Source organism: Kitasatospora sp. NPDC092039 (assembly GCF_044756065.1).
In the GTDB taxonomy this organism is placed as follows: Bacteria; Actinomycetota; Actinomycetes; order Streptomycetales; family Streptomycetaceae; genus Kitasatospora.
Genome location: NZ_JBIVSD010000004.1, coordinates 394382 through 417902, shown reverse-complemented (window position 1 = coordinate 417902; position 23521 = coordinate 394382). Strand labels below are relative to the sequence as shown.

At 74.3% G+C, this 23521-nt stretch carries 22 protein-coding genes and 1 pseudogene; 13 read left to right on the top strand and 10 right to left on the bottom strand.

All coding sequences use genetic code 11. The features are described from left to right. Positions 1-36: 36 nt before the first annotated feature. Positions 37-564, bottom strand: a complete 528-nt coding sequence (locus ACIQI7_RS11485; protein ID WP_401107704.1) for a MarR family transcriptional regulator — start codon at positions 562-564, stop codon at positions 37-39. Further along, positions 561-989 (bottom strand): MarR family winged helix-turn-helix transcriptional regulator, encoded by a 429-nt coding sequence (locus ACIQI7_RS11480; protein WP_401108022.1) that lies wholly within the window; start codon positions 987-989, stop codon positions 561-563. The genes ACIQI7_RS11485 and ACIQI7_RS11480 overlap by 4 nt, the downstream gene beginning before the upstream one ends. Before the next feature lie 238 nt (positions 990-1227). Between ACIQI7_RS11480 and ACIQI7_RS11475 the strand changes: the two genes are divergently transcribed. Continuing rightward, positions 1228-2847 carry a histidine kinase gene (locus tag ACIQI7_RS11475; protein ID WP_401107701.1) on the top strand — a complete coding sequence of 540 codons (1620 nt, stop codon included), beginning with the start codon at positions 1228-1230 and terminating at the stop codon, positions 2845-2847. A 61-nt stretch (positions 2848-2908) separates the two neighbouring features. Continuing rightward, positions 2909-3643 (top strand): response regulator, encoded by a 735-nt coding sequence (locus ACIQI7_RS11470; RefSeq protein WP_401107699.1) that lies wholly within the window; start codon positions 2909-2911, stop codon positions 3641-3643. A 213-nt stretch (positions 3644-3856) separates the two neighbouring features. Here ACIQI7_RS11470 and ACIQI7_RS11465 read toward each other — a convergent pair. Next, positions 3857-4498: pseudogene (locus ACIQI7_RS11465) on the bottom strand (phosphatase PAP2 family protein); the annotation flags it as partial. A gap of 117 nt (positions 4499-4615) precedes the next feature. Between ACIQI7_RS11465 and ACIQI7_RS11460 the strand changes: the two are divergent. Then, positions 4616-5212, top strand: a complete 597-nt coding sequence (locus tag ACIQI7_RS11460; RefSeq protein ID WP_401107696.1) for an alpha/beta hydrolase — start codon at positions 4616-4618, stop codon at positions 5210-5212. Positions 5213-5259: 47 nt separating this feature from the next. On the opposite strand, the gene ACIQI7_RS11455 is transcribed toward ACIQI7_RS11460, so the two are convergent. Together ACIQI7_RS11455 and ACIQI7_RS11450 are read right to left on the bottom strand one after the other, a co-directional pair. Beyond that, positions 5260-5466, bottom strand: a complete 207-nt coding sequence (locus ACIQI7_RS11455) for a PIN domain-containing protein (protein ID WP_401108019.1) — start codon at positions 5464-5466, stop codon at positions 5260-5262. Positions 5467-5684: 218 nt separating this feature from the next. Next, positions 5685-5978, bottom strand: a complete 294-nt coding sequence (locus ACIQI7_RS11450; RefSeq protein WP_401107694.1) for a type II toxin-antitoxin system Phd/YefM family antitoxin — start codon at positions 5976-5978, stop codon at positions 5685-5687. Between the two features lie 40 nt (positions 5979-6018). Here ACIQI7_RS11450 and ACIQI7_RS11445 point away from each other — a divergent pair, with 40 nt between their 5' ends. Continuing rightward, positions 6019-6534, top strand: coding sequence for a hypothetical protein (locus ACIQI7_RS11445; protein ID WP_401107691.1), 516 nt, complete (start codon positions 6019-6021; stop codon positions 6532-6534). Positions 6535-6558: 24 nt separating this feature from the next. On the opposite strand, the gene ACIQI7_RS11440 is transcribed toward ACIQI7_RS11445, so the two are convergent. After that, positions 6559-8082, bottom strand: coding sequence for an MFS transporter (locus ACIQI7_RS11440; RefSeq protein ID WP_401107689.1), 1524 nt, complete (start codon positions 8080-8082; stop codon positions 6559-6561). 102 nt (positions 8083-8184) lie between these two features. Between ACIQI7_RS11440 and ACIQI7_RS11435 the strand changes: the two genes are divergently transcribed. Continuing rightward, positions 8185-9111 carry a helix-turn-helix transcriptional regulator gene (locus ACIQI7_RS11435; protein ID WP_401107686.1) on the top strand — a complete coding sequence of 309 codons (927 nt, stop codon included), beginning with the start codon at positions 8185-8187 and terminating at the stop codon, positions 9109-9111. A gap of 42 nt (positions 9112-9153) precedes the next feature. Here ACIQI7_RS11435 and ACIQI7_RS11430 read toward each other — a convergent pair whose 3' ends face one another. Together ACIQI7_RS11430 and ACIQI7_RS11425 are read right to left on the bottom strand one after the other, a co-directional pair. Further along, on the bottom strand, positions 9154-9603 hold the full coding sequence (locus ACIQI7_RS11430) for a hypothetical protein (RefSeq protein WP_401107683.1): 450 nt from the start codon (positions 9601-9603) through the stop codon (positions 9154-9156). Then, positions 9600-10274: a hypothetical protein gene (locus tag ACIQI7_RS11425; RefSeq protein WP_401107681.1), complete on the bottom strand. Its 675-nt coding sequence runs from the start codon at positions 10272-10274 to the stop codon at positions 9600-9602. The genes ACIQI7_RS11430 and ACIQI7_RS11425 overlap by 4 nt, the downstream gene beginning before the upstream one ends. 135 nt (positions 10275-10409) lie before the next feature. Between ACIQI7_RS11425 and ACIQI7_RS11420 the strand changes: the two genes are divergently transcribed. From ACIQI7_RS11420 to ACIQI7_RS11395, 6 genes are all read left to right on the top strand, one after another. Beyond that, positions 10410-11624 carry a histidine kinase gene (locus tag ACIQI7_RS11420; protein ID WP_401107678.1) on the top strand — a complete coding sequence of 405 codons (1215 nt, stop codon included), beginning with the start codon at positions 10410-10412 and terminating at the stop codon, positions 11622-11624. After that, positions 11612-12256: a response regulator gene (locus ACIQI7_RS11415; protein ID WP_401107676.1), complete on the top strand. Its 645-nt coding sequence runs from the start codon at positions 11612-11614 to the stop codon at positions 12254-12256. The genes ACIQI7_RS11420 and ACIQI7_RS11415 overlap by 13 nt, the downstream gene beginning before the upstream one ends. A 2-nt stretch (positions 12257-12258) precedes the next feature. Beyond that, positions 12259-13152 carry a DUF4097 family beta strand repeat-containing protein gene (locus tag ACIQI7_RS11410; protein WP_401107673.1) on the top strand — a complete coding sequence of 298 codons (894 nt, stop codon included), beginning with the start codon at positions 12259-12261 and terminating at the stop codon, positions 13150-13152. Positions 13153-13241: 89 nt separating this feature from the next. Further along, positions 13242-14411 carry a tRNA dihydrouridine synthase DusB gene (dusB, locus tag ACIQI7_RS11405; protein WP_401107670.1) on the top strand — a complete coding sequence of 390 codons (1170 nt, stop codon included), beginning with the start codon at positions 13242-13244 and terminating at the stop codon, positions 14409-14411. 564 nt (positions 14412-14975) lie between these two features. Next, positions 14976-17684: a pyruvate, phosphate dikinase gene (gene ppdK / locus ACIQI7_RS11400; protein ID WP_401107667.1), complete on the top strand. Its 2709-nt coding sequence runs from the start codon at positions 14976-14978 to the stop codon at positions 17682-17684. Positions 17685-17940: 256 nt separating this feature from the next. Next, positions 17941-18477, top strand: a complete 537-nt coding sequence (locus tag ACIQI7_RS11395; RefSeq protein WP_401107664.1) for a ribonuclease — start codon at positions 17941-17943, stop codon at positions 18475-18477. 45 nt (positions 18478-18522) lie between these two features. On the opposite strand, the gene ACIQI7_RS11390 is transcribed toward ACIQI7_RS11395, so the two are convergent. Next, entirely contained in the window at positions 18523-19518 is a 996-nt protein-coding gene (locus tag ACIQI7_RS11390) for a hypothetical protein (RefSeq protein ID WP_401107661.1), read from the bottom strand. 112 nt (positions 19519-19630) lie between these two features. Here ACIQI7_RS11390 and ACIQI7_RS11385 point away from each other — a divergent pair, with 112 nt between their 5' ends. Next, entirely contained in the window at positions 19631-20908 is a 1278-nt protein-coding gene (locus ACIQI7_RS11385) for an ADP-ribosylglycohydrolase family protein (protein ID WP_401107659.1), read from the top strand. Here the strand turns inward: ACIQI7_RS11385 and ACIQI7_RS11380 are convergent. Beyond that, positions 20898-21629: a GNAT family N-acetyltransferase gene (locus ACIQI7_RS11380; RefSeq protein WP_401107656.1), complete on the bottom strand. Its 732-nt coding sequence runs from the start codon at positions 21627-21629 to the stop codon at positions 20898-20900. The genes ACIQI7_RS11385 and ACIQI7_RS11380 overlap by 11 nt on opposite strands. Before the next feature lie 730 nt (positions 21630-22359). Between ACIQI7_RS11380 and ACIQI7_RS11375 the strand changes: the two genes are divergently transcribed. Beyond that, positions 22360-23304, top strand: coding sequence for a PAC2 family protein (locus ACIQI7_RS11375; RefSeq protein WP_401107653.1), 945 nt, complete (start codon positions 22360-22362; stop codon positions 23302-23304). Positions 23305-23521: the final 217 nt, after the last annotated feature.

The window sequence follows — 23521 nt, the reverse complement described above, 5'->3', positions numbered from 1 at the left end:
CCCGGTTCGGGTGCGTCCAATCCGGTCGTGCGGGACTCAGACGCCGGCCAGTTCGGCGTTCGCACGTTCCGTGACCAGCGCCAGGACGCGGCCCGCGGCGGCGAGGTCCTCGGCCGGGATGCCGGCGTACAGGCGGGCGGTGATCTCGGCGGACTCGGCGGTGGTGCGCGCGTACAGTTCGCGGCCGGGTGCGGTGAGGCGCAGCCGGGACGGCCCCGCCGGGTCCTGCTCCAGCAGCCCGGCTGTCGTCAGGCCGTCGATCACGTCGTGGACGACCGACTCCTCGGCCTTCAGCGAGCCGGTGACCTCGCGGACGAGCGCGTCCCGGGCGATGGCGCCGTCCGCGACCACGACGGCCCGGAGCGTCACGCTCTGCTGGAAGGTGACGCCGTGGCGCTCCAGTACGCCCTCCAGGAGGGCGCGCGCCGCGTAGTGGGCCAGGGCGACGACCCGGCCGTTGACGGGTGCGGGTGCGGGTGCGGGTGCGGGTGCGGGTGCGGGCGCGGCAGGCGTGGCGGGTGCGGTGGCCGGGGTGGTGGTATCGGTGGTTGCGGTGGTGGTCATGTCGGCTCCTCGTCGTTCTCGGTGTGCGGATCCAGAGGTGCGTCGAGCAGGGCGGCCAGTTCGCGGGTGAACTCCCGGGCGCGGGGGCTGTGCCGGCCGCCGAGCGGCTCCAGCAACTGGTCCAGGAGGCCCTGGACCACCGTGATCGCGCGGCGGGTGACGTCGCCGCCCTGCTCGGTGAGTGACAGCTGCATGGCGCGCGGGTCGTCCGGATCCCGGGTGCGGGCCACCAGCCCGCCCGCCTCCAGGGCGCGGGCGAGCTTGGAGACGTAGAGGGCTTCGAGCCCGGTGCGGTCGGCGAGCCGGCGCTGGCTGGGCCGCAGCCCGGAGCGCGACATGCCGTACAACGAGGCCAGCACCACGTACTGGGCGTGGGTCAGCCCCAGTGGCGCGACCGCCCGGTCGACCGCCACCCGCCACTTCATCGACAGGCGCCAGACCAGGAATCCCGGGGTGGCGTCCTCAGCTGTTGAACTCACGGCGGATACGGTACATGGCTACTATGTCCATGGCTACTGTTTTACGAGCCCCCTGGTAAGAGCCGCAGCCGGGGGCGGGGGCGGGGACGGGACGGGAACCGGCCCGGGAGATGAGTCGGGTGACGGCTCCGGACATGACTTTCGACAGATCCGCTGCGACGGCGGCCCTCGTAGGGTCGTGGGCATGCGGATGAGAGGGGCGGCGCTGCCCGTGGTGGCGTCGGTGTGTATCGGGCTCGGTGTCACGAGCCTCTGGTGGGCGCTTCCGGCGATCGGGTTCTCCTTCCTGGCCGGGTTGCGGACGGAGCGGGTACGGCCGGCGGCGGTGGTGTTCGCCGTCCTGGTCACGGCCGGTGTGCTGGTGGTCGGAGCGGTGCCCTCCTGGATCGTTCTGGGCCTGTTGTTCATCGCGCTCGCCGTGAGCACCGGGATGGGCCCGTGGCTGCTGGGCCGGTTCTGGCGGCAGTCGCAGGAGCTCGTGCGTGCCGGGTGGGAGCGGGCCGAACGGCTGGAGCGCGAGCAGCAGCTGATCGCCGAGCAGGCCCGGCTGCGCGAACGGGCCCGGATCGCCCAGGACATGCACGACGCCCTCGGGCACGACCTCAGCCTGATCGCCCTGCGTGCCGGGGCCCTCAAGCTCGCCCCGGACCTGGCGCCGCCCCACCGGGAGGCCGTGCAGGAGATCCGGGCGGGCGCGGCCGCCGCCGTCGACCGGCTCGGCGAGGTGATCGGCATCCTGCGCGACGAGGAGGAGGGCGGCGGCACCTCCGCGACCCGGGGGCCGGCCGACTCGGACATCCCGCACCTGGTCGCCGAGGCGGCCGCCGCCGGCCTGGACGTCCGCTCGGACGTCACCGGCGAGCCGGACGGGCTCCCGCGCGCCACCGAGCACGCCGCGTACCGGGTGGTGCAGGAGGCGCTGACCAACGCCGCCAAGCACGCACCGGGAGCGGCCGTCACCGTGGAGCTGGCGTACTCGGCCGAGGGCGCCCGTGTCCGGGTGGCCAACGGCCCCGCGCCCGTACCCACCGTTCTCGCGTCCACCGTTCCTGCATCCACCGTCCCCGCGGCGTCGTCGCCGGTACCCGTTTCGCCGGCACCCGCATGGTCGGAGCCCGCTTCGCCGGAGTCCGTGTCAACCCCGCGCAGCGCAACGCCCACCGGGACGATCTCCGGAGCGTTCACCGGGCCGTTCGTCGGCACCTCCACCGCGGCGCGCGGCGGAAGGCCCGGCCCGGCTCCTGCCGGGCGGCCCACCGGCGGTCGCGGACTGGTCGGGCTGGCCGAGCGGGTCCGGCTCGCGGGCGGCACCTTCGCCCACGGGCCCCACCCGGACGGCGGGTTCGAGGTCGTGGCCGACCTGCCCCGCCGTACCGCCGGGCCCGTCGCGCCGCCGCCCGCCGCCCCGCCGTCGCCGGTGCGCGAGCTGCGACAGGCCCGCCGGAGGGTGGGCCGGACGCTGGCCGCCGTGGTGCTCGTCCCGCTGGCGACGGCCGTGCTGCTGATCGTGGTGCTGCGAGTATGGACGCTCTACGTCGTCAGCCTGTCGGTGCTCGACCCGGAGGTCTACGCCTCCCTCCGGGTGGGGCAGGACCAGGCCTCGGTCGAGCGGGTGCTGCCGGGCCACCGGCTGCCGTACCACCCGCCGAGCGGGCCGTCGACGCCCGCGCCGCCGTCGGAGGAAGGGGTTTCGTGCGCGTACTACGCCATCACCGCCCAACTGTTCGTGGACCGGTCCGGCGACGCCTACCGGCTCTGCTTCCAGGACTCCCGGCTGGTCTCCCGCGACGTGCTCGTCTCCTGACCTCCCACCGCACCCCGCTCTCCCCCTCACCTCCGTACCGACCGAACGACAGGAGCCGACGATGACCACCGCACCGATCCGGGTGCTGCTCGCCGACGACGAGCCCATGATCCGCGCCGGACTGCGCGCGGTGCTCGCCACCGACCCGGGCATCGAGATCGTCGCCGAGGCCGGGGACGGCCGAGAGGCCGTCGAACTCGTCCGCCGCCACCGGCCGGACGTCGCCGTGCTGGACATCCGGATGCGCCCCCAGCCTGGCGGCCGGGAGGTGCCCCCAGGCACGGACGGCATCACGGCCGCCGCCGAGATCCGCCGGAACGGCCTGGCCACCGGAGTTCTCATGCTGACCACCTTCGGGGAGGACGACTACATCCTGCGCGCGCTCAGCGGCGGCGCGAACGGCTTCCTGATCAAGTCCGGCGAGCCCGAGGAACTGCTCGCCGGGGTGCACGCGGTGGCGGGCGGAGCGGCCTACCTCTCACCCAAGGTGGCCGCCCGGGTGGTCGCCCACCTGGCCGCCACCGGGGCGGGCGGACCCGCCGACCGGCGCGCCGGCGCCCGGGAACAGGTGGCCGCCCTGACCACCCGGGAACGGGACGTCCTGACGCTGATCGCCGCCGGGCTGTCCAATGCTCAGATCGCCCGACGGCTGGGGCTGGTGGAAGGCACCGTGAAGGCCCATGTGAGCTCCATCCTGGCGCGGCTGGGCGTGGCCAACCGGGCGGCCGCCGCCGTGCTCGCGCACGAGGCCGGGCTGACCCTCGGCGCGACCTGCGCGGGCGGCCCACGGGACTGAGACCGCCGGGGCGGGGACCGCGCCCGTTCCCGAGCCCGTTCCCGAGCCCGGGGCCGACGGTATCGGCGGTGCCGGTGGCGCCGACAGCAGCCGCCCGAGGACGGGCACCCCGGTCAGTGCCGTCACCGCGGTGGTGGCCACCGGCCGCAGGGCGAGGACCACCGCCGCCGTGACCGTGCCGCCGAGCGCGGCACCGGCGAGCACGTCGTGCGGGTAGTGCACCCCGGCCGCCACCCGCAGCGCCGCCGTGGCGCCGCCGACGGGTATGACCAGCAGCGCCCAGCGCGGGCGCAGCAGCACCAGCCCCGTCGCCAGCGCGACCGCCAGGGTGGCGTGGTTGCTGGGGAACGACCAGTCGCCCGGCGTCGGACACTCGGCGACCGCCGTGCCCGGCAGCCCGACCAGGGCCCGGCAGGGACGCTCCTCGTCGAGGAGCACCTTCAGCACCTCGCTGGCCCCGTACGCCAGCACCGTGCCGAGCCCGACCAGCGTCACCCCCACGACCACCCCGACGGCCCGCCGGGCCCGGGCCGTCCACCAGCAGAACGCCAGCAGGAGCCCCAGTACCAGCAGCCCGGCCTCGGTGGCCGGCTCCGACAGCGAGGCCACCGCGTGCGGGGCGTCGGCGACGGCCTCCGCCACCCGCCGGTAGCCGTCGGCCGACCACCCGGCCGACACCCGCACCGGCCCCGCGCCGCCGCCCCGCTCCGGCGCCAGCCAGGCCACCACCCCGGCCCCCGCGCAGAGCAGGGCCGCGGCGAGGACGGGCCTGCCCCGGACGGCTGCCCGACCCACCCTCGGTGCCCTCCGTCCGGCGGCTCCGGAATCCCTGGATTTCCTGTCCGTGTACGTCATGGTCCGGACGGTAGAGGTCGAGGAGCCCTGTCCACCCGACCCGAAAGTCAGGCAACGACCATGACGATGGTCAGGGTTGACAACACCTCACCGGAGGCCCGCGGGTACTCTGCGGCCATGTCCGCCCCCAACGCGCCGACCGTCCCCACCCGCTTCGACGGCGACCCCGACCGGGTCGCGCTGATCGTCCCCGGCGTCGGCTACTCGCCCGCCCGGCCGCTGCTGCACTTCGCCCGGTCCGTCCTCCTCCGGCACGGCTGGACGGTCCAGGAGCTGTGGTGGCAAGTGCCGCACGGCTTCGACGAGTCGGCGACGGAGGACCGGATCGCGTGGGTCGAGCGGCAGGTCGCCGGAGCCGCCGACGCCGAGCGCGGCGCCTGCCGGCTGCTCGTCGGCAAGTCCCTCGGCTCCCTCGCCGCCTCCGTCGCCGCCGACCGGAACCTCCCGGCGGCCTGGCTCACCCCCCTCCTGACCGTCGACCAGGTGGCCCGCGCCCTGCACCGCTCCGGGGCGCCGACCCTCCTCGTCGGCGGAACCGCCGACAAGCTGTGGGACCGCCCGACCGCCGGCGCGACCGGCCACCAGGTCCTCGAACTGCCCGCCGCCGACCACGGCCTCGAACTGCCCGACGACCCCCTGGGCTCGATCGACGTCCTCCGGCAGGTCACCTCGCGACTGGACCGCTTCGTCGCCGCCCTGGGCACGGGAAGCTAGCCCGGATCCGCCGGGCACCCTGCGCGGTCGGGCGTCCGGACGTCTGCTCACCTGGAGTCGGCTGGCTGGCCAGGGGTGACCACGGGCAGGTCCCGTGCCTCAGCCGCGTCGGCCAAGCGCTTGTCATATGTGACGAAGGCAGTGAGCGCGTGTTCCAAATGCTCTGCGGTGGCGAGGTGGATGGCGTCGAGAGTGCGGAGGTGCCGGGCGGGAAACCGGCAGGCGGCTCGGAGGACGGGATCGGAGGGCGGGATCGGAGCGGTGGATGAGAAGCAGCCGGTCGAGCAGGTCCGCCGATGCGTCCGGCAACTCAGGTGGTGCGCCGATCCGGATCAGTGCGCGTGGCACTTCGACCTGCGCCAGCGCGCTGGTCGTATGGCCCTCGGAGCCGCGCGAGGAGAGAAACGTTCGCAGCGCGGCGGACTCGCCCTCAGGACCAGAAGTCTGAGGAGCGCGCAGCCGTCGAGGTGGATCAACGGTCCTCCTCTTCCCGCATAGCGTGCAGGGCGTCGGCGGCCGAGGCCAGCCCGGTGCCGACGGTGGGCAAGCTCCCGTCGGCCAAGCCGCGCGCGGTGACGGCGTTCTCGGGGGTGATGGTGTCGTCGCGGATGAGGCCCTCCAGCACCCGCTGTTCCGGGTCGGGCGGTGCGAGGACGGCGATCAGCCGGCCATTGCGGGTGATCTCCACACGCTCACCGGCTGCGACCCGGTCGATCGACTCGCCGGCGTGCTGCTGGAGCTGTCGGATCGGGACTCTGGCTGTCATACGACTCACGGTAGAAACGGACCGTACGGCCGTCAGAGGAATGTGCGTCGATTTCACGCGAACGAGTGCTTCCCCTCGCTGGGAAGCCGTCGCGCCGCCCGGTGAGGGCGGGCCGGGGCAGGGGGGTCGGGTCGGCCTGGTCCAGGAGGAGGCCGCCGACCAGCCCGCCGAGCGTGATGCCGAGGTTCCAGCAGGGGACGAGCAGCGGCTGGGCGATGACCCTGGCCGGCCCGGCCGCGTCGGCGACGGCGGTCTGGAGGAGGGTGGCGGCGCCGCCCAAGCCGAGGACGCCCTGGTCGGCCGACGTGACCAGCTCGCCCTGATCGACCCCTACCCGCGGACGGCCGCCGCCGTCCTCGACGGCGTCGACCACAACCTCCAGGTCGAGGCCGGTGAAACCCTCCGAACCCTGCTGGGCCACTGGCTCGGACCGGCTGGAGCACGGAACCCGTGGTGCCGGGAACGCCGACGGCCTCCCGACCGGTCGTACGAGTCGTACCGGTCGGGAGGCCGCGCGTCGCCATCGCAGAGCGCCATCGCCGGGGCCGAGGCCTGAGGGTCAGGACCCCGAGGCCCGGCGTCAGCCGATGGAGCGGGGAAGGCGGGTGGTCAGGTAGAGGATCGTGAAGGAGCCGAGGAGCTGGATGCCCAGGCAGAGGGCGAGGGCCCGGTCCATGCCGAGGACGGGGGAGAGGGAGAGGTAGAGGGTGCCGAGGGTGGCGACGCCGAGGGCGAGGCTGGACTGCTGACCGGTGGCGAGGACGCCGCTGCCGACGCCGGCCCGGGCGGCGGGCACCTTGGCGAGGACGACCCGGAACAGCGGGGTGCCGATCAGGCCCTGCCCGATGCCGGCCAGGGCGACGCCCGGGGCCATCCGCAGCGGGGAGAAGTGCGCCCAGTCGGCCAGAACGGTCACGGCGAGGACGGCGAGGCCGGTGGCCTGGACGAGGGCACCAGCGCTGAGCACCCGGCTGCCCCAGCGGCCGATCAGCCGCGGGCCGGCGAGCGAGGCGGAGAAGTAGCCGACCGCCATCGGGACGAGCGCCCAGCCGGCCGCCACCGGGCCCAGCCGTAGGCCCTGCTGGAGGGCCACCGCGATGACGAACATGAAGCCGCCGAAGCCCGCGAAGTAGGGGAGCGCGATGCCGAGGCCGCGCCGCATCTCCGGAATGCGCAGCAGGGACGGCGGCACCAGCGGGGTGTCCCCGCGCCGCTCGGCGCGGCGCTCCACGGTGCCGAAGGCGACGGCGAGGACGGGGAACAGCGCCAGCAGCACCCAGGACCAGAGCGGCCAGCCGGCCGCCCGGCCCTCCATCAGCGGGATGAGCAGGGACAGCAGCGTGCCGGTGAGCAGGACGGTGCCCGGCACGTCGACCCGGGCGGCCGTCGCGGCCCGGCTCTCCGGGACGTAGCGGACCGCGAGCACCACGGCGAGCAGCGCGAACGGCACGTTCAGCAGGAACACCGAGCGCCAGCCGGTGCCGAACAGGTCGGCGGCGACCAGCATCCCGCCGAGCACCTGCCCGATCACCACCGAGATCCCGCCGACCGCGCCGTAGACGCTGAGCGCGCGGCCGCGCCGGGCGCCCTCGGTGGCGGCGGTGATGGTGCCGAGCACCTGCGGGATCAGCAGCGCGGCCGAGGCGCCCTGGGCGGCCCGGGCGGCGACCAGGGACCACGCGTCGGGGGCCAGGCCGCAGGCCAGCGAGGTGAGGGCGAAGGCGACTGCGCCGACGACGAAGAGCCGGCGGCGGCCGTAGCTGTCGCCGAGGCGCCCGCCGAGGACGAGCAGCACGGCGAAGGCGATGCCGTAGCCGGCGGCGACCAGTTCGAGGACGGCGGGCCCGGCGGCCAGGTCGTGGTCGATGGTGGGCAGGGCGACGTTGACGATGAAGAAGTCGAGCATCGGCAGGAAGGCCCCGAGCAGGACGGTGACCAGCCCGGCGGTGCCGAGGGCGGCGGCGGGTCCGGTGGCCGATCCGGCCGATCCGGCCGATCCGGCGGGTCCGGTGGATCCGGAGGCGGTGGTGGGGGCGGTGGCCGCGGCGCCCGGGGTGGTGGCGGTGCGGCCCGATGCGGGGGCGACGGCGAGTGGTTGGGTCACGGGTCCTACGATCCGCCGCGCCGTACCCTGGTACCAGAGTGTGGTTATCCAGGTATAAGAAGTACCTGGCAACAGGCTGGCCGCTGCCGCATGCTGGGGAGCATGAGCCTCGCCACACCCTCCGCGCAAGCCCGCCCGGCCGCCGCCGCGCGAGCCGCAGCGCAAGCCCGTCCGGTCGCCACCGCCGCCGCGCAGCACCGGCCCACCCCCGGCGAAGCCCGCCGCCACGAGTTGGCCGCGTTCCTGCGCAGCCGCCGCGAGCGGTTGGCGCCCGAGCAGGTGGGCCTGCCGATGACCGGACGCCGCCGGACGCCGGGGCTGCGCCGGGAGGAGGTCGCGCAGCTCGCCGCGGTCGGGGTGACCTGGTACACGTGGCTGGAGCAGGGGCGGGACATCCAGGTGTCCACCCAGGTGCTGGACTCGGTGGCCCGGGCGCTGCTGCTGGACCCGAGCGAGCGCGCCCACCTGTTCACCCTGGCCGGCGCGGACGACCCGGCACCGGTGCGGGAGTGCCCCTCGGTGACCCCGAGCGTGCGGCTGCTGCTGGAGCAACTGGCGCCCTACCCGGCCGTGGTGGTCAACTCCCGCTACGACGTGCTGGCGCACAACGCCCAGTACACCGCGATCGTCGGCGACCTCGGTGCCCTGGCGCCCGAGGACCGGAACCTGATGTGGATGGCGTTCACGCCCTCGCAGTTCCGCGAGGTGCTGGTCGACTACCGCACCGAACGCCTGGGCATGGTGGCCCGGTTCCGCTCGGCGATGGCCGAGCACAGCTCGGAGCCGGCCTGGAAGGCACTGCTGGCCCGGGTGCTCAAGGCCTCGCCGGACTTCGCCGAGCTCTGGCAGCGGCACGACGTGATGCGGCCGGGTAACGGCATCAAGCGCTTCCAGGTGCCGGGCGTCGGGTTGTTGCGCTGCGAGTACACCAACTTCTGGCTCGGCCCGCAGCGGGGGACCCGGATGATCACGTACACCCCGCTGGACGACGAGACCCGCGCGCTGATGGACGCGCTGCCCATCCGGTAGCGGCCACCCGGCAGCGGCCAACCCGGTACTGGCCACCCGGTTCTAACTCGCCAGGCCCGAGCCCAACCGACCCGGGCCCAACCGGCCGCAGGCCCGCGCCGCCGCGTCCCGCCCGAGCCAGAGGCACACCACGGCGAGCGGCAGTTCGATGCAGCCGGCCATCACCAGGGCGGCGAGCACGGCGTGGCCCGGACCGGCGCAGGCGATGTCGGCCAGCGCGTCCCCGGTGAGCAGCAGGGCCACCGCCGCGCCCGCCCACAGCGCGGCGGGGCTGCGCCGGCGCAGCAGCGCGTCCAGCGAGAGCAGGGCGGCGAACTCGGTGAGGTCCAGCACGACCCACGGGGTCTCGTGGCAGACGGCGAGGACCGCCAGCCAGGGCAGCAGCGCGACCGCGGCCATGACCGGGACCCGGGCGAAGCGCGCGGGCAGGACGTACGAGGCTGCGGAGCGGGCGGAGCGGTCGGAGCGGGCGGCGAGGACGGCGGTGGTCACGCCGCACCCCGGTGCCGGTCCCGGTGCCGGTCCCGCACCCGCTCCAGCGGCAGCCGCTCGGCCGTCCCGCCCGCCGGGTGTTCGACCCGTACCGCGTCGAAGGGGCCCTCGGCCCAGGCGACCCAGAACCGTCCGGCCACCGTGGCCACTTCGGCCGTCGACCGCACCCGGCGGAACGGCCGCCGCCCGCTGAACACCACCGTGGGCGCCGCGCCGTCGGCCGCGAGCCGGCCCCAGGCGAGCACGTGCCGGTTCCGCCCGGTGGACGGGCAGTGCCGGGCCCCGCGCAGCAGGTGCCGGGTGAGCCGGGCGGCGACCAGGACGTCGGTCAACTCCCCGTACTGGTAGAGCTCCAGCGCGGCCCGGCCGCGGCCGGGCCCGACGCCGCGGACCGACCAGGGCCCGCCCCCGGTCGGCAACGCCCCCTCGGGCAGCTCCCTCTCGGTCGACGCCCCGTCCGGCAGCGCCCCGTGGGACAGCAGCGCCTCGCCGGACGACAGGGCCCCGTGGGACGGCAGCGTCCCCTCGGACATCAGCGTCCCGTCGGACAGCCGCCCCCCGGGCAGCGCCCCCTCCGACAGCGCCCTCGTCGGCGCCGGCGTCCCGGAAGCACTCCCCGGACTGGGCCGCCCGTGCGGCGGAGTGGCGGAGTGCGATGCAGTGCTCGTCATGCCCTCAAGCCTTCCGGCGGGACCCCCGTCCTGTCGGTGGTGCCCTACACCGAATCGGGGGTGTACCTAGCTACACCCCCACCCGGAACCCCCCTTCATGGCGGCCCGTGATCACCGGGCCCTACGCTGTCGGGCATGCCCTCCACCACGCTGCGCCGAGCACTCGTCAGGAGCCTTCGGCGCCCACCGTGGTCGCCCGAGGTCTGGCGGGACGTCCGCTTCATAGCCGCCGGAATACCCATGGCGGTGCCGGTCTGGCTGGCCGTCACCGATTCGAGAATGCTCTTCCCCGTGCTCGCCGCCGTCCTGCTCTGCACCCGCCCGCTGACCGGCGTCCAGCGCGGCCGGCTGCGGGCCCTGCACGGGGTGGAGGTGCCGCCGCTGCGGCCGCCGACCGGACTCCGGCGCCTCCTGCTCGGACTGACTTGGCGTCAGGTGCTCCACCACCTGGTGGTCGGCCCGCTGCTGGCGGTGGCCGCGTTGGGGGTGCTGTACGCCTGGGCGACCGCCCTGGTGCTGGCCACCGTGTACGGCTGGATCTGGCTGCTGCCCGCCGGCACCGCGCTGCGCTCCGGCCTGGCCGGGGAGGACGTCCTGCTCACCGTCGGCGGGGTGCTGCTGCTGGCGGTCCTTCCGCTGCCGGGGACGCAGTTGGCCCGGCTGGAGGCGTGGGCGGCCCTCCGGCTGCTCGGCCCGGACCGCGCGGAGGCGCTGGAGCGGCGGGTCGAGGAGATCGCCGAGAGCCGGGCCGGGCTGGTCGACGCGGTGGACGCCGAGCGCCGCCGGATCGAGCGCGACCTGCACGACGGCGCCCAGCAGCGGCTCACCTCCCTCGCGATGAACCTGGGCCTGGCCCGGCGCACCCTCAAGGACGTGCCGCCCGAGGTGATGCAGGTGATCGTCGACGCGCACGAGGAGGCCCAGGCGGCCATCGACGAGCTGCGCGACCTGGTCCGCGGGCTGCACCCCGCCGTCCTGGAGGACCGCGGCCTGGACGCGGCGCTGTCCGGCATCGCGGCCCGGGCGCCGCTGCCGGTGCGCCTGGACGTCGACCTCGCCGAGCAGATCGCCCCGACCGTCGAGGCGGTCGCCTACTTCACCGCCTCCGAGGCGCTCACCAACGTGGCCAGGCACGCCAGGGCCAGCCGGGTCGACCTCTCGGTGCGGACGGCCGGCGGCCGGCTGCGCCTGGTCATCAGCGACGACGGCGTGGGCGGCGCGGACCCGTCCCGCGGCACCGGGCTCACCGGCCTGCGCAAGCGCGCCGCCTCGGTCGACGGCACGCTGTCCGTTCTCAGCCCCCTCGGGGGCCCCACCACCATCACCGTGGAGTTGCCGTGCGCGCTGTGATCGCCGAGGACTCGGTCCTGCTGAGGGTCGGCCTGGTCAAGGTCCTGGAGGCGGTGGGCTTCGAGGTGGTGGCCGCCGTCGGGGACGCCACCGAACTGCTGGCCGCCGTCGAGGAGCACCGTCCGAAGGTGGTGGTCGCCGACGTCCGGATGCCGCCGGGCTTCACCGACGAGGGGGTGAAAGCGGCGATGGTGATCCGCCGGCAGTGGCCGGACACCGCCGTCCTGCTGCTCTCCCAGTACGTGGAGGAGCGCTACGCCGCGGACCTGCTGGCGACCAACACCAGCGGCGTCGGCTACCTGCTCAAGCAGCGGGTGGCCAACGTCGACGACTTCGTGGACGCGCTCCAGCGGGTCGCCGAGGGCGGTACCGCGCTGGACCCGGAGGTGGTCGCCCAGCTGCTGGTGCGCCGCCACCGGGACCCGCTGGAGAAGCTGACCCCGCGCGAGCGCGACGTGCTCGCCCTGATGGCGGAGGGCCGTTCCAACGCCGCGATCGCCGGCTCGCTGGTGGTCAGCGACAGCGCGGTGGCCAAGCACATCAACTCGATCTTCACCAAGCTGGACCTGCCGCCGGCCGAGGACAGCCACCGCCGGGTGATGGCGGTGCTGCGCTTCCTGGAGGTCGGGTAGCCGTGAAGGGGGCGAAGGGCTGGCGGGTCACCGGGACGGTCGTGATCGTCCTGGTCATGATCGGCGCCGGACTGCAGACCTGGTCGATGGCGGTGCAGCAGCGCACCAGCACCAGCCGGCCGTACGACGTGGCGATCCACCGGGTCCACCTGGAGACCGGCAGCGCCTCGGTCCGGGTGCGGGCCGGCCGGGACGGCCACGTGGTGGTCCGCCAGAGCCTGGACTGGCTGGTGCGCAAGCCGGTGGTGTCCGCCGTCGTCGTCGACGGGGTGCTCGACGTCTCCATGCGCTGCCGCCTGATCCTGCCGTTCACGGACGCCGGCTGCGGGGCCGAGATCGAGCTGGACGTGCCGGCCGCGACCGAGGTGTCCGGTTCGGTGGGCTCCGGCTCCGTCCAGGTGGAGGGGCTGAGCGGGGCCGTGCGGATGGAGCTGACCTCCGGCCGGCTGCTGCTGTCCGACACCTCGGGGGACGTGACCGTGCAGGCCACCTCCGGGTTGGTGCAGGGCACCAACCTCGACTCCCGGCGGGTGACGGCGCGGGTGGGCTCGGGCTCGGTGACGCTGGACTTCGCCAGGGTCCCGCGCGCGGTGGACGCCACGGCCACCTCCGGCTCGGTGGAGATGACCGTGCCGAAGGACAGCCGGTACGCCTTCTCCAGCGAGGTGGGCAGCGGCCACGGCCGGATCGACCCGGTGCTGGCGGACTCCGCCAGCCCGAACCGGGTGCACGCCGCGGTCACCTCCGGGTCGATCTCGATCAACCCGTCGAAGACCGCGGCGGCGGCGGAACCGGCGGAACCGTCGGTGTCGCCAGAGCCGTCGGTGTCGACGCAGCCGGCGCTCCCGCCGTCGTCGCCGTCGTCCCTCCCCGAGGTGCCGTCGCCGGCGCCCTGACGGGGGGGCGCCCCGGAGCGGGCGGAGGCCGCTCACCCGGGTAGGGGACAATGGAGAGTCCCGTCCCCACTACCCGAGGTCAGCCGCGCATGACAGCCACGCCCGCACCCACCGCGTCCGACGCCGAGTTCGCGCCGCTGGACATCGGCCCGATCCAGGTGTGGCCGCCCGTCGTGCTGGCTCCGATGGCCGGCATCACCAACGCGCCGTTCCGCACCCTGTGCCGCGAGCAGAGCGGCGGCCGGGGCCTGTACGTCTCGGAGATGATCACCACCCGGGCGCTGGTCGAGCGCAACGCCAAGACCATGCAGCTGATCAAGTTCGACCCGAGCGAGAAGCCCCGCTCGATCCAGCTGTACGGGGTGGACCCGGTGACCGTCGGCAAGGCCGCCCGGATGATCTCCGAGGAGGGCCTGGCCGACCACATCGACCTCAACTTCGGCTGCCCCGTCCCCAAGGTCACCCGCAAGGGCGGCGGCTCGGCGCTGCCGTACAAGCGCAACCTGCTGCGCGAGATCCTGCGCGAGGCCGTCGCCAACGCGGGCGACCTGCCGGTGACCATGAAGATGCGCAAGGGCATCGACGACGACCACCTGACCTACCTCGACGCCGGCCGGATCGGCGCCGAGGAGGGCGTGGCCGCGATCGCCCTGCACGGGCGCACCGCCGCCCAGCACTACGGCGGGACGGCCGACTGGTCGGCGATCGCCCGGCTGCGCGAGTCCGTCCCGGCGCACATCCCGGTGCTGGGCAACGGGGACATCTGGTCGGCCGACGACGCAGTGCGGATGATGCGCGAGACCGGCTGCGACGGCGTGGTGGTGGGCCGCGGCTGCCTGGGCCGGCCGTGGCTGTTCCGGGACCTGGTCGCGATCTTCGAGGGCGAGGTGGACTACGCCCGCCCCGACTTCGGCTACGTGGCCGGGGCGATGGTGCGGCACGCGCAGCTGCTCGGCGAGTGGCTGGGCGACGAGGCCCGCGGCGTGGTCGACTTCCGCAAGCACGTCGCCTGGTACACCAAGGGCTTCTCGGTCGGCTCCGAGCTGCGGGTGCGGCTCGCCAACTCCTCCTCGCTGGCCGAACTGGCCGGAACCCTCTCCCAGGTGGAGCAGTCCCAGGGCTGGCCGGTCGGTGCGGACGGCCCGCGCGGGCGCACCAGCGGCAACAACCGGGTGGTCCTGCCGGAGGGCTGGTTGGACGATCCGTACGACTGCGCCCGCCCGGGCGCGGACGCCGAATCGGACACCTCTGGCGGATGATCTGTACGGACCGGCGAAAACACCCCTTCCGGGGCGACTGCCACTAGGTCCCGGCCCTCTTGTCCGTCCTGGACAAGAGGGCTCCTTTTCGTCGTCCGAACGTCACGGAGCGGACACGTTTCTGGACACAGTGCGACGATCGGCGGAGGCGCCCTACGCCCGACCCGTGAGATGCGCTGGTGACGCTTGCCACATAGGCTGAGGACTGACGGCCGGTCAGTGGACGAAATGGACAGGTCGGCTGTGAATCGCTTCCCGAAGCCGGTCGGCCGGTGATCGGGCGATCCGGGTGCAGGAAATCAAGCCGGGGCAACGCCATCGACGCGCGGCCGTTACCGTGCGTCCGGATCGTGTGATCTTCGGGCTGGCTTGTCTTCAAGACTTGAACACTGCCTAGCGTCAGGCGGACGATTTCACCAACAGAGGTGAACGCCTTTATGCGCTTTCGATCTAGCGGGTTACCGCTTGGTACCGGCCTCGGGTGGCCTATTCAGGGCAGAGAAGCGCCTTCGAAATGGGTATGTTCTCCGGCGTCAGGGCAACCGCGTACGAGGAGACCGACCCGTGCCGTCCCAGCAGAAGTTTGTTTACTCCTTCACCGAAGGAAACAAGGACCTCAAGGATCTTCTCGGCGGCAAGGGCGCGAACCTGGCCGAGATGACCAACCTGGGCCTCCCCGTCCCTCCGGGGTTCACCATCACCACCGAGGCCTGCAAGGTCTTCCTGGAGACCGGTAGCGAGCCCACCTCCCTCCACGAGGAGATCAGCGCCCACCTGGACGCCCTCGAGCGGGAGATGGGCAAGAAGCTCGGGCAGGCCGACAACCCGCTCCTGGTCTCGGTGCGCTCCGGTGCGAAGTTCTCCATGCCCGGCATGATGGACACCGTCCTCAACATCGGCCTCTCCGACGCCTCGGTGACCGGCCTGGTCGCCCAGTCCGGCAACGAGCGCTTCGCCTGGGACTCCTACCGCCGCCTGGTCCAGATGTTCGGCAAGACCGTGCTGGGCGTCGACGGCGAACTGTTCGAGGAGGCCCTGGATGAGGCCAAGCACGCCAAGGGCACCGTCAACGACCTGGACCTGGACGCCTCCGACCTCCGGGACCTGGTCGAGGTCTTCAAGGGCATCGTCGAGCGCGAGACCGGCCGGGCCTTCCCGCAGGACCCGCGCGAGCAGATGGACCTGGCGATCCACGCCGTCTTCCACTCCTGGAACGGCGACCGCGCCCGGCTGTACCGCCGCCAGGAGCGCATCCCGAACGACCTGGGCACCGCGGTCAACGTCTGCACGATGGTCTTCGGCAACCTCGGCGAGGACTCCGGCACCGGTGTCGCCTTCACCCGCGACCCCTCCACCGGCGCCCAGGGCGTCTACGGCGACTACCTGTCCAACGCCCAGGGCGAGGACGTCGTCGCCGGCATCCGCAACACGCTGCAGCTGTCCGAGCTGGAGAAGCTCGACAAGAAGTCGTACGACGAGCTGATGGCGATCATGCAGACGCTCGAGAACCACTACCGCGACCTCTGCGACATCGAGTTCACCATCGAGCGCGGCAAGCTCTGGATGCTGCAGACCCGCGTCGGCAAGCGCACCGCCGCGGCCGCCTTCCGGATCGCCGTCCAGCTGGTCGACCAGGGCCTGATCGACCTGGACGAGGCCCTGATGCGGGTCACCGGCGGCCAGCTCTCGCAGCTGATGTTCCCCCGCTTCGCCCCGAACGCCGAGTCGCAGCAGATCGCCTGGGGCCTGGCCGCCTCGCCGGGCGCCGCGATCGGCAAGGTCGTCTTCGACTCGTACACCGCCGTCAAGTGGTCCCGCTCCGGCGAGAAGGTCATCCTGGTCCGCCGCGAGACCAACCCGGACGACCTGGACGGCATGATCGCCGCCGAGGGCATCCTGACCTCGCGCGGCGGCAAGACCTCGCACGCGGCCGTGGTCGCCCGCGGCATGGGCAAGACCTGTGTCTGCGGCGCCGAGGAGCTGGAGGTCGACACCAAGGCCCGCAAGTTCACCACCGCCGACGGCCAGGTGATCCACGAGGGCGACGTCGTCTCGATCGACGGTGCCACCGGCAAGGTCTACCTCGGCGAGGTGCCCGTCCTGCCGTCCCCCGTGGTCGAGTACTTCGAGGGCACCCTGCACGCCGGCGCCGACGTCCAGGGCGGGCTGGTCCAGGCCGTGCACCGGCTGATGTCGCACGCCGACGGCCGCCGCCGGCTGGCCGTGCGGGCCAACGCCGACAACTCCGAGGACGGCTCGCGCGCCCGCCGCTACGGCGCCCAGGGCATCGGCCTGTGCCGCACCGAGCACATGTTCCTCGGCGAGGAGCGCCGCAAGGAGGTCGAGCACCTGATCCTGGCGGACAACGACAAGGACCGCGAGCTCGCCCTCTCCACCCTGCTGCCGATGCAGAAGGGCGACTTCCTGGAGCTGTTCCAGGCGATGGACGGCCTGCCGGTCACCGTCCGCCTGCTCGACCCGCCGCTGCACGAGTTCCTGCCGGACATCACCGAGCTGTCGGTGCGAGTCGCCCTCGCCGAGGCCCGCAAGGACCCGAACGAGAACGACCTGCGGCTGCTCCAGGCGGTGCACAAGCTGCACGAGCAGAACCCGATGCTCGGCCTGCGCGGCGTCCGCCTCGGCCTGGTCATCCCCGGCCTGTTCGGCATGCAGGTCCGGGCCATCGCCGAGGCCGCCGCCGAGCGCAAGCTGGCCGGCGGGGACCCGCGCCCCGAGGTGATGATCCCGCTGGTCGGCACCGTCCAGGAGCTGGAGCTGGTCCGCGACGAGTGCGAGCGGGTGCTCGCCGAGGTCGCCAAGTCCACCGGCGTGACGCTGGACATCAAGCTCGGCACCATGATCGAGCTGCCGCGCGCCGCGGTGACCGCCGGGCAGATCGCCGAGGCCGCCGAGTTCTTCTCCTTCGGCACCAACGACCTGACCCAGACGGTCTGGGGCTTCTCCCGGGACGACGTGGAGGCCTCGTTCTTCACCGCCTACCTGGAGAAGGGCATCTTCGGGGTCTCCCCGTTCGAGACCATCGACCGCGACGGCGTCGGCTCGCTGGTCAGGCACGCCGTCGAGGCCGGCCGGGCCACCCGCCCCGACCTCAAGCTCGGCGTCTGCGGCGAGCACGGCGGCGACCCGGACTCGGTCCACTTCTTCCACGAGGTGGGGCTGGACTACGTCTCCTGCTCCCCCTTCCGGATCCCGGTGGCGCGCCTGGAGGCCGGCCGCGCCGCCATCGAGTCGGCGGGCAGCGACTCGCGCTGAGGAGGGTAGGCATCCCCTCCGCACGCGCGGGTACGACTGACCGCTCCCCCTCCCGTCGGGAGGGCGTACACCGGAGCTCGGCGCAGGAGAACCGGCGTACGTGACACGGCCGGGCGGGAACGGACAACGGCGTCCGTTCCCGCCCGGCCGTACGTCTGCCCGTGGACGGGACGCGGCGCGCGTCCGGCCCCGGTGTGGCGGCGGCCACGCGGGTGGCTCCCCCGGCGCGGACCGGCCGCCTGCCAAGCTGGACCGCATGACCAACCGCAAGAACCCGCTCGTCGTCGTGGCCGTGCTGCTCCTGGCGGTCCTGGCCGGGATCGGGTACCTCCTCACGGACCAGGGGAGCGGCCACCCCGGGGCAGGTGCGAGCCCCACCGCGGCCGCCACCGCCGGACCGTCGACGGCCGGGTCCACGGCGGCCAAGCCCTCGGCCCCCAAGCCGAGCCCGCCCGCCGGGGGCGCCGCCACCTCCGCCCCGGCCGCCGGCTGGGTCCCGACCGACCCGGCCATGGCCGACGTCTGCCGCACCAAGCTGCCCAGCCAGGCCGTGGACACCCTCACGCTGATCGCCAAGGGCGGGCCCTACCCGTACAGCCGCGACGGCGTCGTCTTCGAGAACCGGGAGAACCGCCTCCCCAGGAAGGCCGGCGGCTACTACCACGAGTACACCGTGGTCACCCCGGGCTCCAACGACCGCGGCACCCGCCGGGTGGTGACCGGCGGCTCCGGCGAGCAGTACTGGTCCGCCGACCACTACGCCACCTTCCAGGAGATCGACTCCCGCTGCTGAGCGGGGCCGCGGCAGGCCGCCCCGGCCCGGGCGCGCGACGGCCCCTCACCGCGCCCGCCGCCAGGTGATCCGTGGGTGCGGCTCGTGCGGGCCGGTGGTGACCAGGGCGGTCAGCTCGTGGAGCACCGGGGCCGGGTCCCGGCGCAGCTGGGCCGGGGTGGTGCGGACCACCGGCAGGCCGGTGGCGGTCAGGCGGTTGGCGCGGGCCAGGCCCCGTTCGTACTCGGCCGGGCGCAGGTGCCAGGCGCGGGAGTCGATCTCCAGGGCGACGCAGGCGTGCGGCCAGTAGGCGTCCGGGACGGCGAGGAAGCGGCCGTCCAGGAAGAGCACCGGGTTCCACAGCGGCTCCGGCAGCCCCGCGTGCGCCAGCAGCTCACGGGCCTCGCCCTCCACCACCGACCGCACCCCGACCGTCAGGTCCTCCACCACCCCGGCCACCTGGGGCAGTCCGAGCGCCCCCGGGCGGGACAGCAACTGGTCGAGCAGTTCGCCGAGTTCGCAGTGCCGCCGCTGCACGGCCTCCGCGCACAGCGCCCGGAACCGGCGCTGCCCCGTCTCCTTCGGTGCGAGGTCCGCCAGCGCCCGGGCGACGGTGGTGCTCCACAGCCCGTCGTCCCGCTCGAAGCCGCCCGGCATCGCCCCCGAGGCGCGGTGGATCCGGACGAACTCCCTGTCGCCGACCCGCCGTTGAGCGGGGATCAGGACGTCGACCGAGCTCAGGTCGGACGGGTGCCCGGCGCTCGGCAGCCCGGCCTCGGCCAACACCGCGAAGCCGGTCAGCAGCACCTCCCCGGCCCGCGCGTCGCGGCCCTTCGGCGTCGCGTACGCCAGGGCGGCCCGCATCTTCTGATGGATCGTCAGCCGCCCGCTCTGGAGGCAGATCACCCGGGGCAGCACCTGCTGCCAGGGCCCGCCCGGGCGCAGCCGGTGGGCGATGGTGCCGGAAGGCACCCCGAGCCGGCGCAGCTGCGCCCGGGTGGCGATGTGCTGCTGGTCGGCGCCGAGCAGGGCGACCGGGTCGAGGGGATTCGCGCGGGTCATGCCCCGGGGCCTGCCCGCCGGGATCGGAGGTATGCGAAACGTCCCCCGCCGGTGGGGGTGGCGGTCGCGGGTGTTGACGGATCGGCGGCGGAGCCGTTGAGCTGGGGGCCATATGACCATTCCATTCACCCACGCCGGTCCCGCGCTGGACGCGCTCCTCGGCCTCTCCGTCGGCGACGCCCTCGGGGCCCAGTTCTTCGTCCCGGAGACCGCCCGGGCCCACCTCGCCGCCCGTACCGAACCGCCCCGCCCCTGGCCCTGGACCGACGACACCGAGATGGCCTGCTCGGTGTACGCCGCCCACACCGAGCGCGGCGCGATCGACACCTTCGACCTCACCCACGCCTTCGCCCGCCGCCACGACTTCGACCGCGGCTACGGACCGGCCGCCAACCGGCTGCTGCGGCTGGTCCGGGAGGGCGGCGACGCGAGGCGGCTGGCCGCCGAACTCTTCGACGGCCAGGGCTCGTACGGCAACGGCGCGGCGATGCGGGTCGCCCCGCTCGGCGCCGCGTACGCCGAGGACCCGAAGGCGGTGGTGCGCCCCGCCGCCGACACCGCCCTGATCACCCACACCCACCCGCAGGCCGTGGACGGCGCGATCGCGGTCGCGGTGGCGGCCGCGTACGCCGCGCGGACCCGCACCCGGCCGCCGACGCCGGAGCGCTTCCTGGAGTCGGTGGCCGACCTCACCCCGAACGGGCCGGTCAAGGACGGCCTCAAGGAGGCCCGGGCGCTGCTCGGCCGGTCGGACGTCCGGTTCGTCGCGGGGGTGCTCGGCAACGGCAGCCGGACGTCCGCGGCCGACACCGTCCCGTACGCGCTGTGGTGCGCCGCCCGGAACCTGGCCGACTACCGCGCCGCCGTGTGGGACGCGATCGCGGCCGGCGGCGACGTGGACACCGTCGCCGCGATCACCGGCGGGGTGGTCGCCGCGCACACCGGCACCGGCGGCATCCCGCGGGCCTGGCTGGCCGCCTGTGAGCCGCTGCCCGCCTGGGCGTTCCCGGAGCCGGGCGGCGTCCGCGCGGCCGGCGAACCGCACCTGCTGCCGATGAGCCTGCCCCGCCCGTGCCCGGTGCCGGACCGGATCTGGTCCGACCACGACTGGGAGCGGATCAGGCGCGGCCTGCGGCCCCGGGCGGTGGAGGAGCGCTGGGTCTCCGTCACCTCCGAGGGCACGCTGCACCTGTACCGCGGCGTGGGCGGCCGGGAGGTCTACCGGGTCCGGGTCGCCCCGGTGCGGGGCGGCGGCTGGCGGCCGGTGTCGGCGCTGGTCGAGGCGGACCCGGCGTACCATCGGGCGTGGGACGACCCCGACGCCCTGCCGCTCGCCCTGTCGCTGGCGGTCGTCGGCTACGACCCGCCGGGGACCGGCTTCAGACCGTGATCATCAGCTGCCCGGCGCCGCCGCCCGGTCTAAGGCACTCCTGGTTGATCGCCGGATCCGGGGCGCTCGGCGAGGTCGCGGCGGCGATCCGCAGCTCGATGATGTCCCGGACGGCCGGCCACTCGTCGTCGAGGATCGAGTAGAAGGCGGTGGAGCGCACCACCCCGTCCAGCCCGCGCGAGTGCGCCCGGCGGACGCCCTCGGAGGTCGCGCCGAGCCGCTCGATGGCGGCGCGCGAGCGCAGGTTGCGGGCGTCCGCGCGCAGCGAGATCCGCTGCACGCCCCAGGTCTCGAAGGCGTGGCGGAGCATCAGCAGCTTGGCCTCGGTGTTGATGCCGGTGCCCTGGGCACGCGGCGAGAGCCAGGTGTTGCCGATCTCGGCCGCGTCCGGGACGGCCGTGGCCGGATCGCCGAACGGGACCCCGGGCGCGGGCGGCCACACCAGCGGGCCCTGCCAGTAGTCGAGTTCCAGGAACCGGGTGGAGCCGACCACCCGGCCGTCGGCGACGTTCACCGTCGCGAACGGCAGCGAACGGCCCGCGGCCTGGTCGGCGAGCGCCCGGGCGACGTAGTCGCGGGCGGCCTCCAGGCCGTGCGGGACGGGGGTGAAGGCGTAGGTCGTACGGTCCTCGGCGCCGGCCTCGGCGATGGCCTCGGCATGGTGCGCGGCGAGGGGCTCCAGCCGCACGGTGCGGCCGGTGAGGATGACAGGTACGGGCACGGAACCTTCGGTCCTTCATCGGTCGGAGGGAGCCTCCCACGCCGGGGTACGGCACGGGGTGCGCTGGTCTGGGTACGCCTGGGCCCGGGTCCGTCCGCCGGGTACCCGCGCACGCCGGAGAGCCGGTCGGACGGGGCGGGGGCGGCGGCCCGGAACGGGCGGCGCGGGGTGCCGGAACGGACACGGATCCTCGGACCGGTCCGGCGGGACGTGCGAGGGGACAGTGTGCGTCCGCGAAATGGCCGAAGAGGGAACGAGAGCGCGAAGGGGAGCAGGCGGCCAGGTGAAGGCAAGATGCGTCGTGGGTGGCTGGCCGAGCACCGGACCGGGACGTGGTCGACGGCGTTACGGACGACGTGACGACGACGCGACGATGCGAGGCAGCGAGAGGACGATACCCGCCAGAAGGCGGTGCGTCACTTCGCGGCGCGCGAATGGGCGCGCGGGCCGCTCCCGGGTCCTGCGGACGGCCCCCTTCCAGGGCTGTGACCAGGGGCTCTTCCTTCGGGTGCGATCATGGTCCGGGGCGGTCGGCCGAGGCCGTCGGGCGCGTCCCGCGGGGAGCCGCCGGACGGGCCGGGAGCCGCTCGCGGAGCGGCCGGTGCGGCGGCCCTCGGACGGGGTCTCCGCAGAACGGGCACCGGGGCGGGAATTCCGGCGGCGCCCGGCACGCTGGAGAGGACGAGAAGCCGGTCGACCGGAACGAGCAGGGAACGGGGTTGGGTGCGCGGTGCGTGACTTCCAGGCGTTGTACGAGCTGGATCAGCGGGGCGTGGCCGCCGTCGCCGCGGCCAACGAGCAGTTGCGCGACACCGGTGCCGGCCTCGTGCTGCTCCAGCACTTCGAGGGCTTCATGGACGCCGGGGAGGCCGGCGGCCAAGTGGTGGCCCACCTGCTGGAGACGGGCTCGCCGCAGGTGGTGGCCCGCTTCGACCACGACCGCCTGGTGGACTACCGGGCCCGCCGCCCGGCGATGGTCTTCGACCACGACCGCTGGACGTCCTACGACCCGCCGGAGATCCTGCTCCAGCTCCTCCACGACGCCGCGGGCGCGCCGTTCCTGCTGCTCACCGGCCCCGAGCCGGACGTCGAGTGGGAGCGCTTCGCGCGCGCCGTCCGCGAGCTGGTGGAGCGCTTCGAGGTCCGGCTCTCGATCGACTTCCACGGCATCCCGATGGGCGTGCCGCACACCCGCCCGGTCGGCCTGACGCCGCACGGCAACCGGCTGGACCTCGCCCCGGGCTACCCGCAGTGGTTCGAGCAGGCGCAGGTCCCGGGCAGCGCCCAGGCGCTGGTGGAGTACCGCCTGGCCGAGGCCGGGCACGACGTCCTGGGCTTCGCCGTGCACGTCCCGCACTACGTGGCCCGCTCCGCCTACCCGGCGGCGGCCGTGCAGATCCTGGAGGCGGCGCAGTCCGCCACCGGGCTGGTGCTGCCCGGCACCCGGCTGCGCGAACAGGTCTCCGAGGTCTACGCCGACATCGAGGAGCAGCTGGCCCAGGGGGACGGCGAGTTGCGCTCGGCGATCCGCGGCATGGAGGGCCAGTACGACGCCGTGGCGGGAGCGGAGGGCCGGGAGAGCCTGCTGGCCGAGCCGGTCGACCTGCCCTCGGCGGACGAACTCGGGCGGCGCTTCGAGCAGTTCCTGGCCGAGCACGAGCGCGGCGCGGAGTAGCCGGCGCGGAGGGGCCGGAAGCGGGGCGGTCGGCGCGGGGCGGTCGGAGCGGGCGGCGGAGGCCGCGGTCGGCCGGGGCCGGTCGGGGCCGGTCGGGGCCGGGGTCGGAATCCGGCCGGTTCGGGTACGCCGGACGGCCATTTCGCCGGGGTGGGAGTCATCGGTCACGGCCGTTCGTTGGCCCCCTGGTGCGCCCGGGGGACGGGCCGCCGTGAGG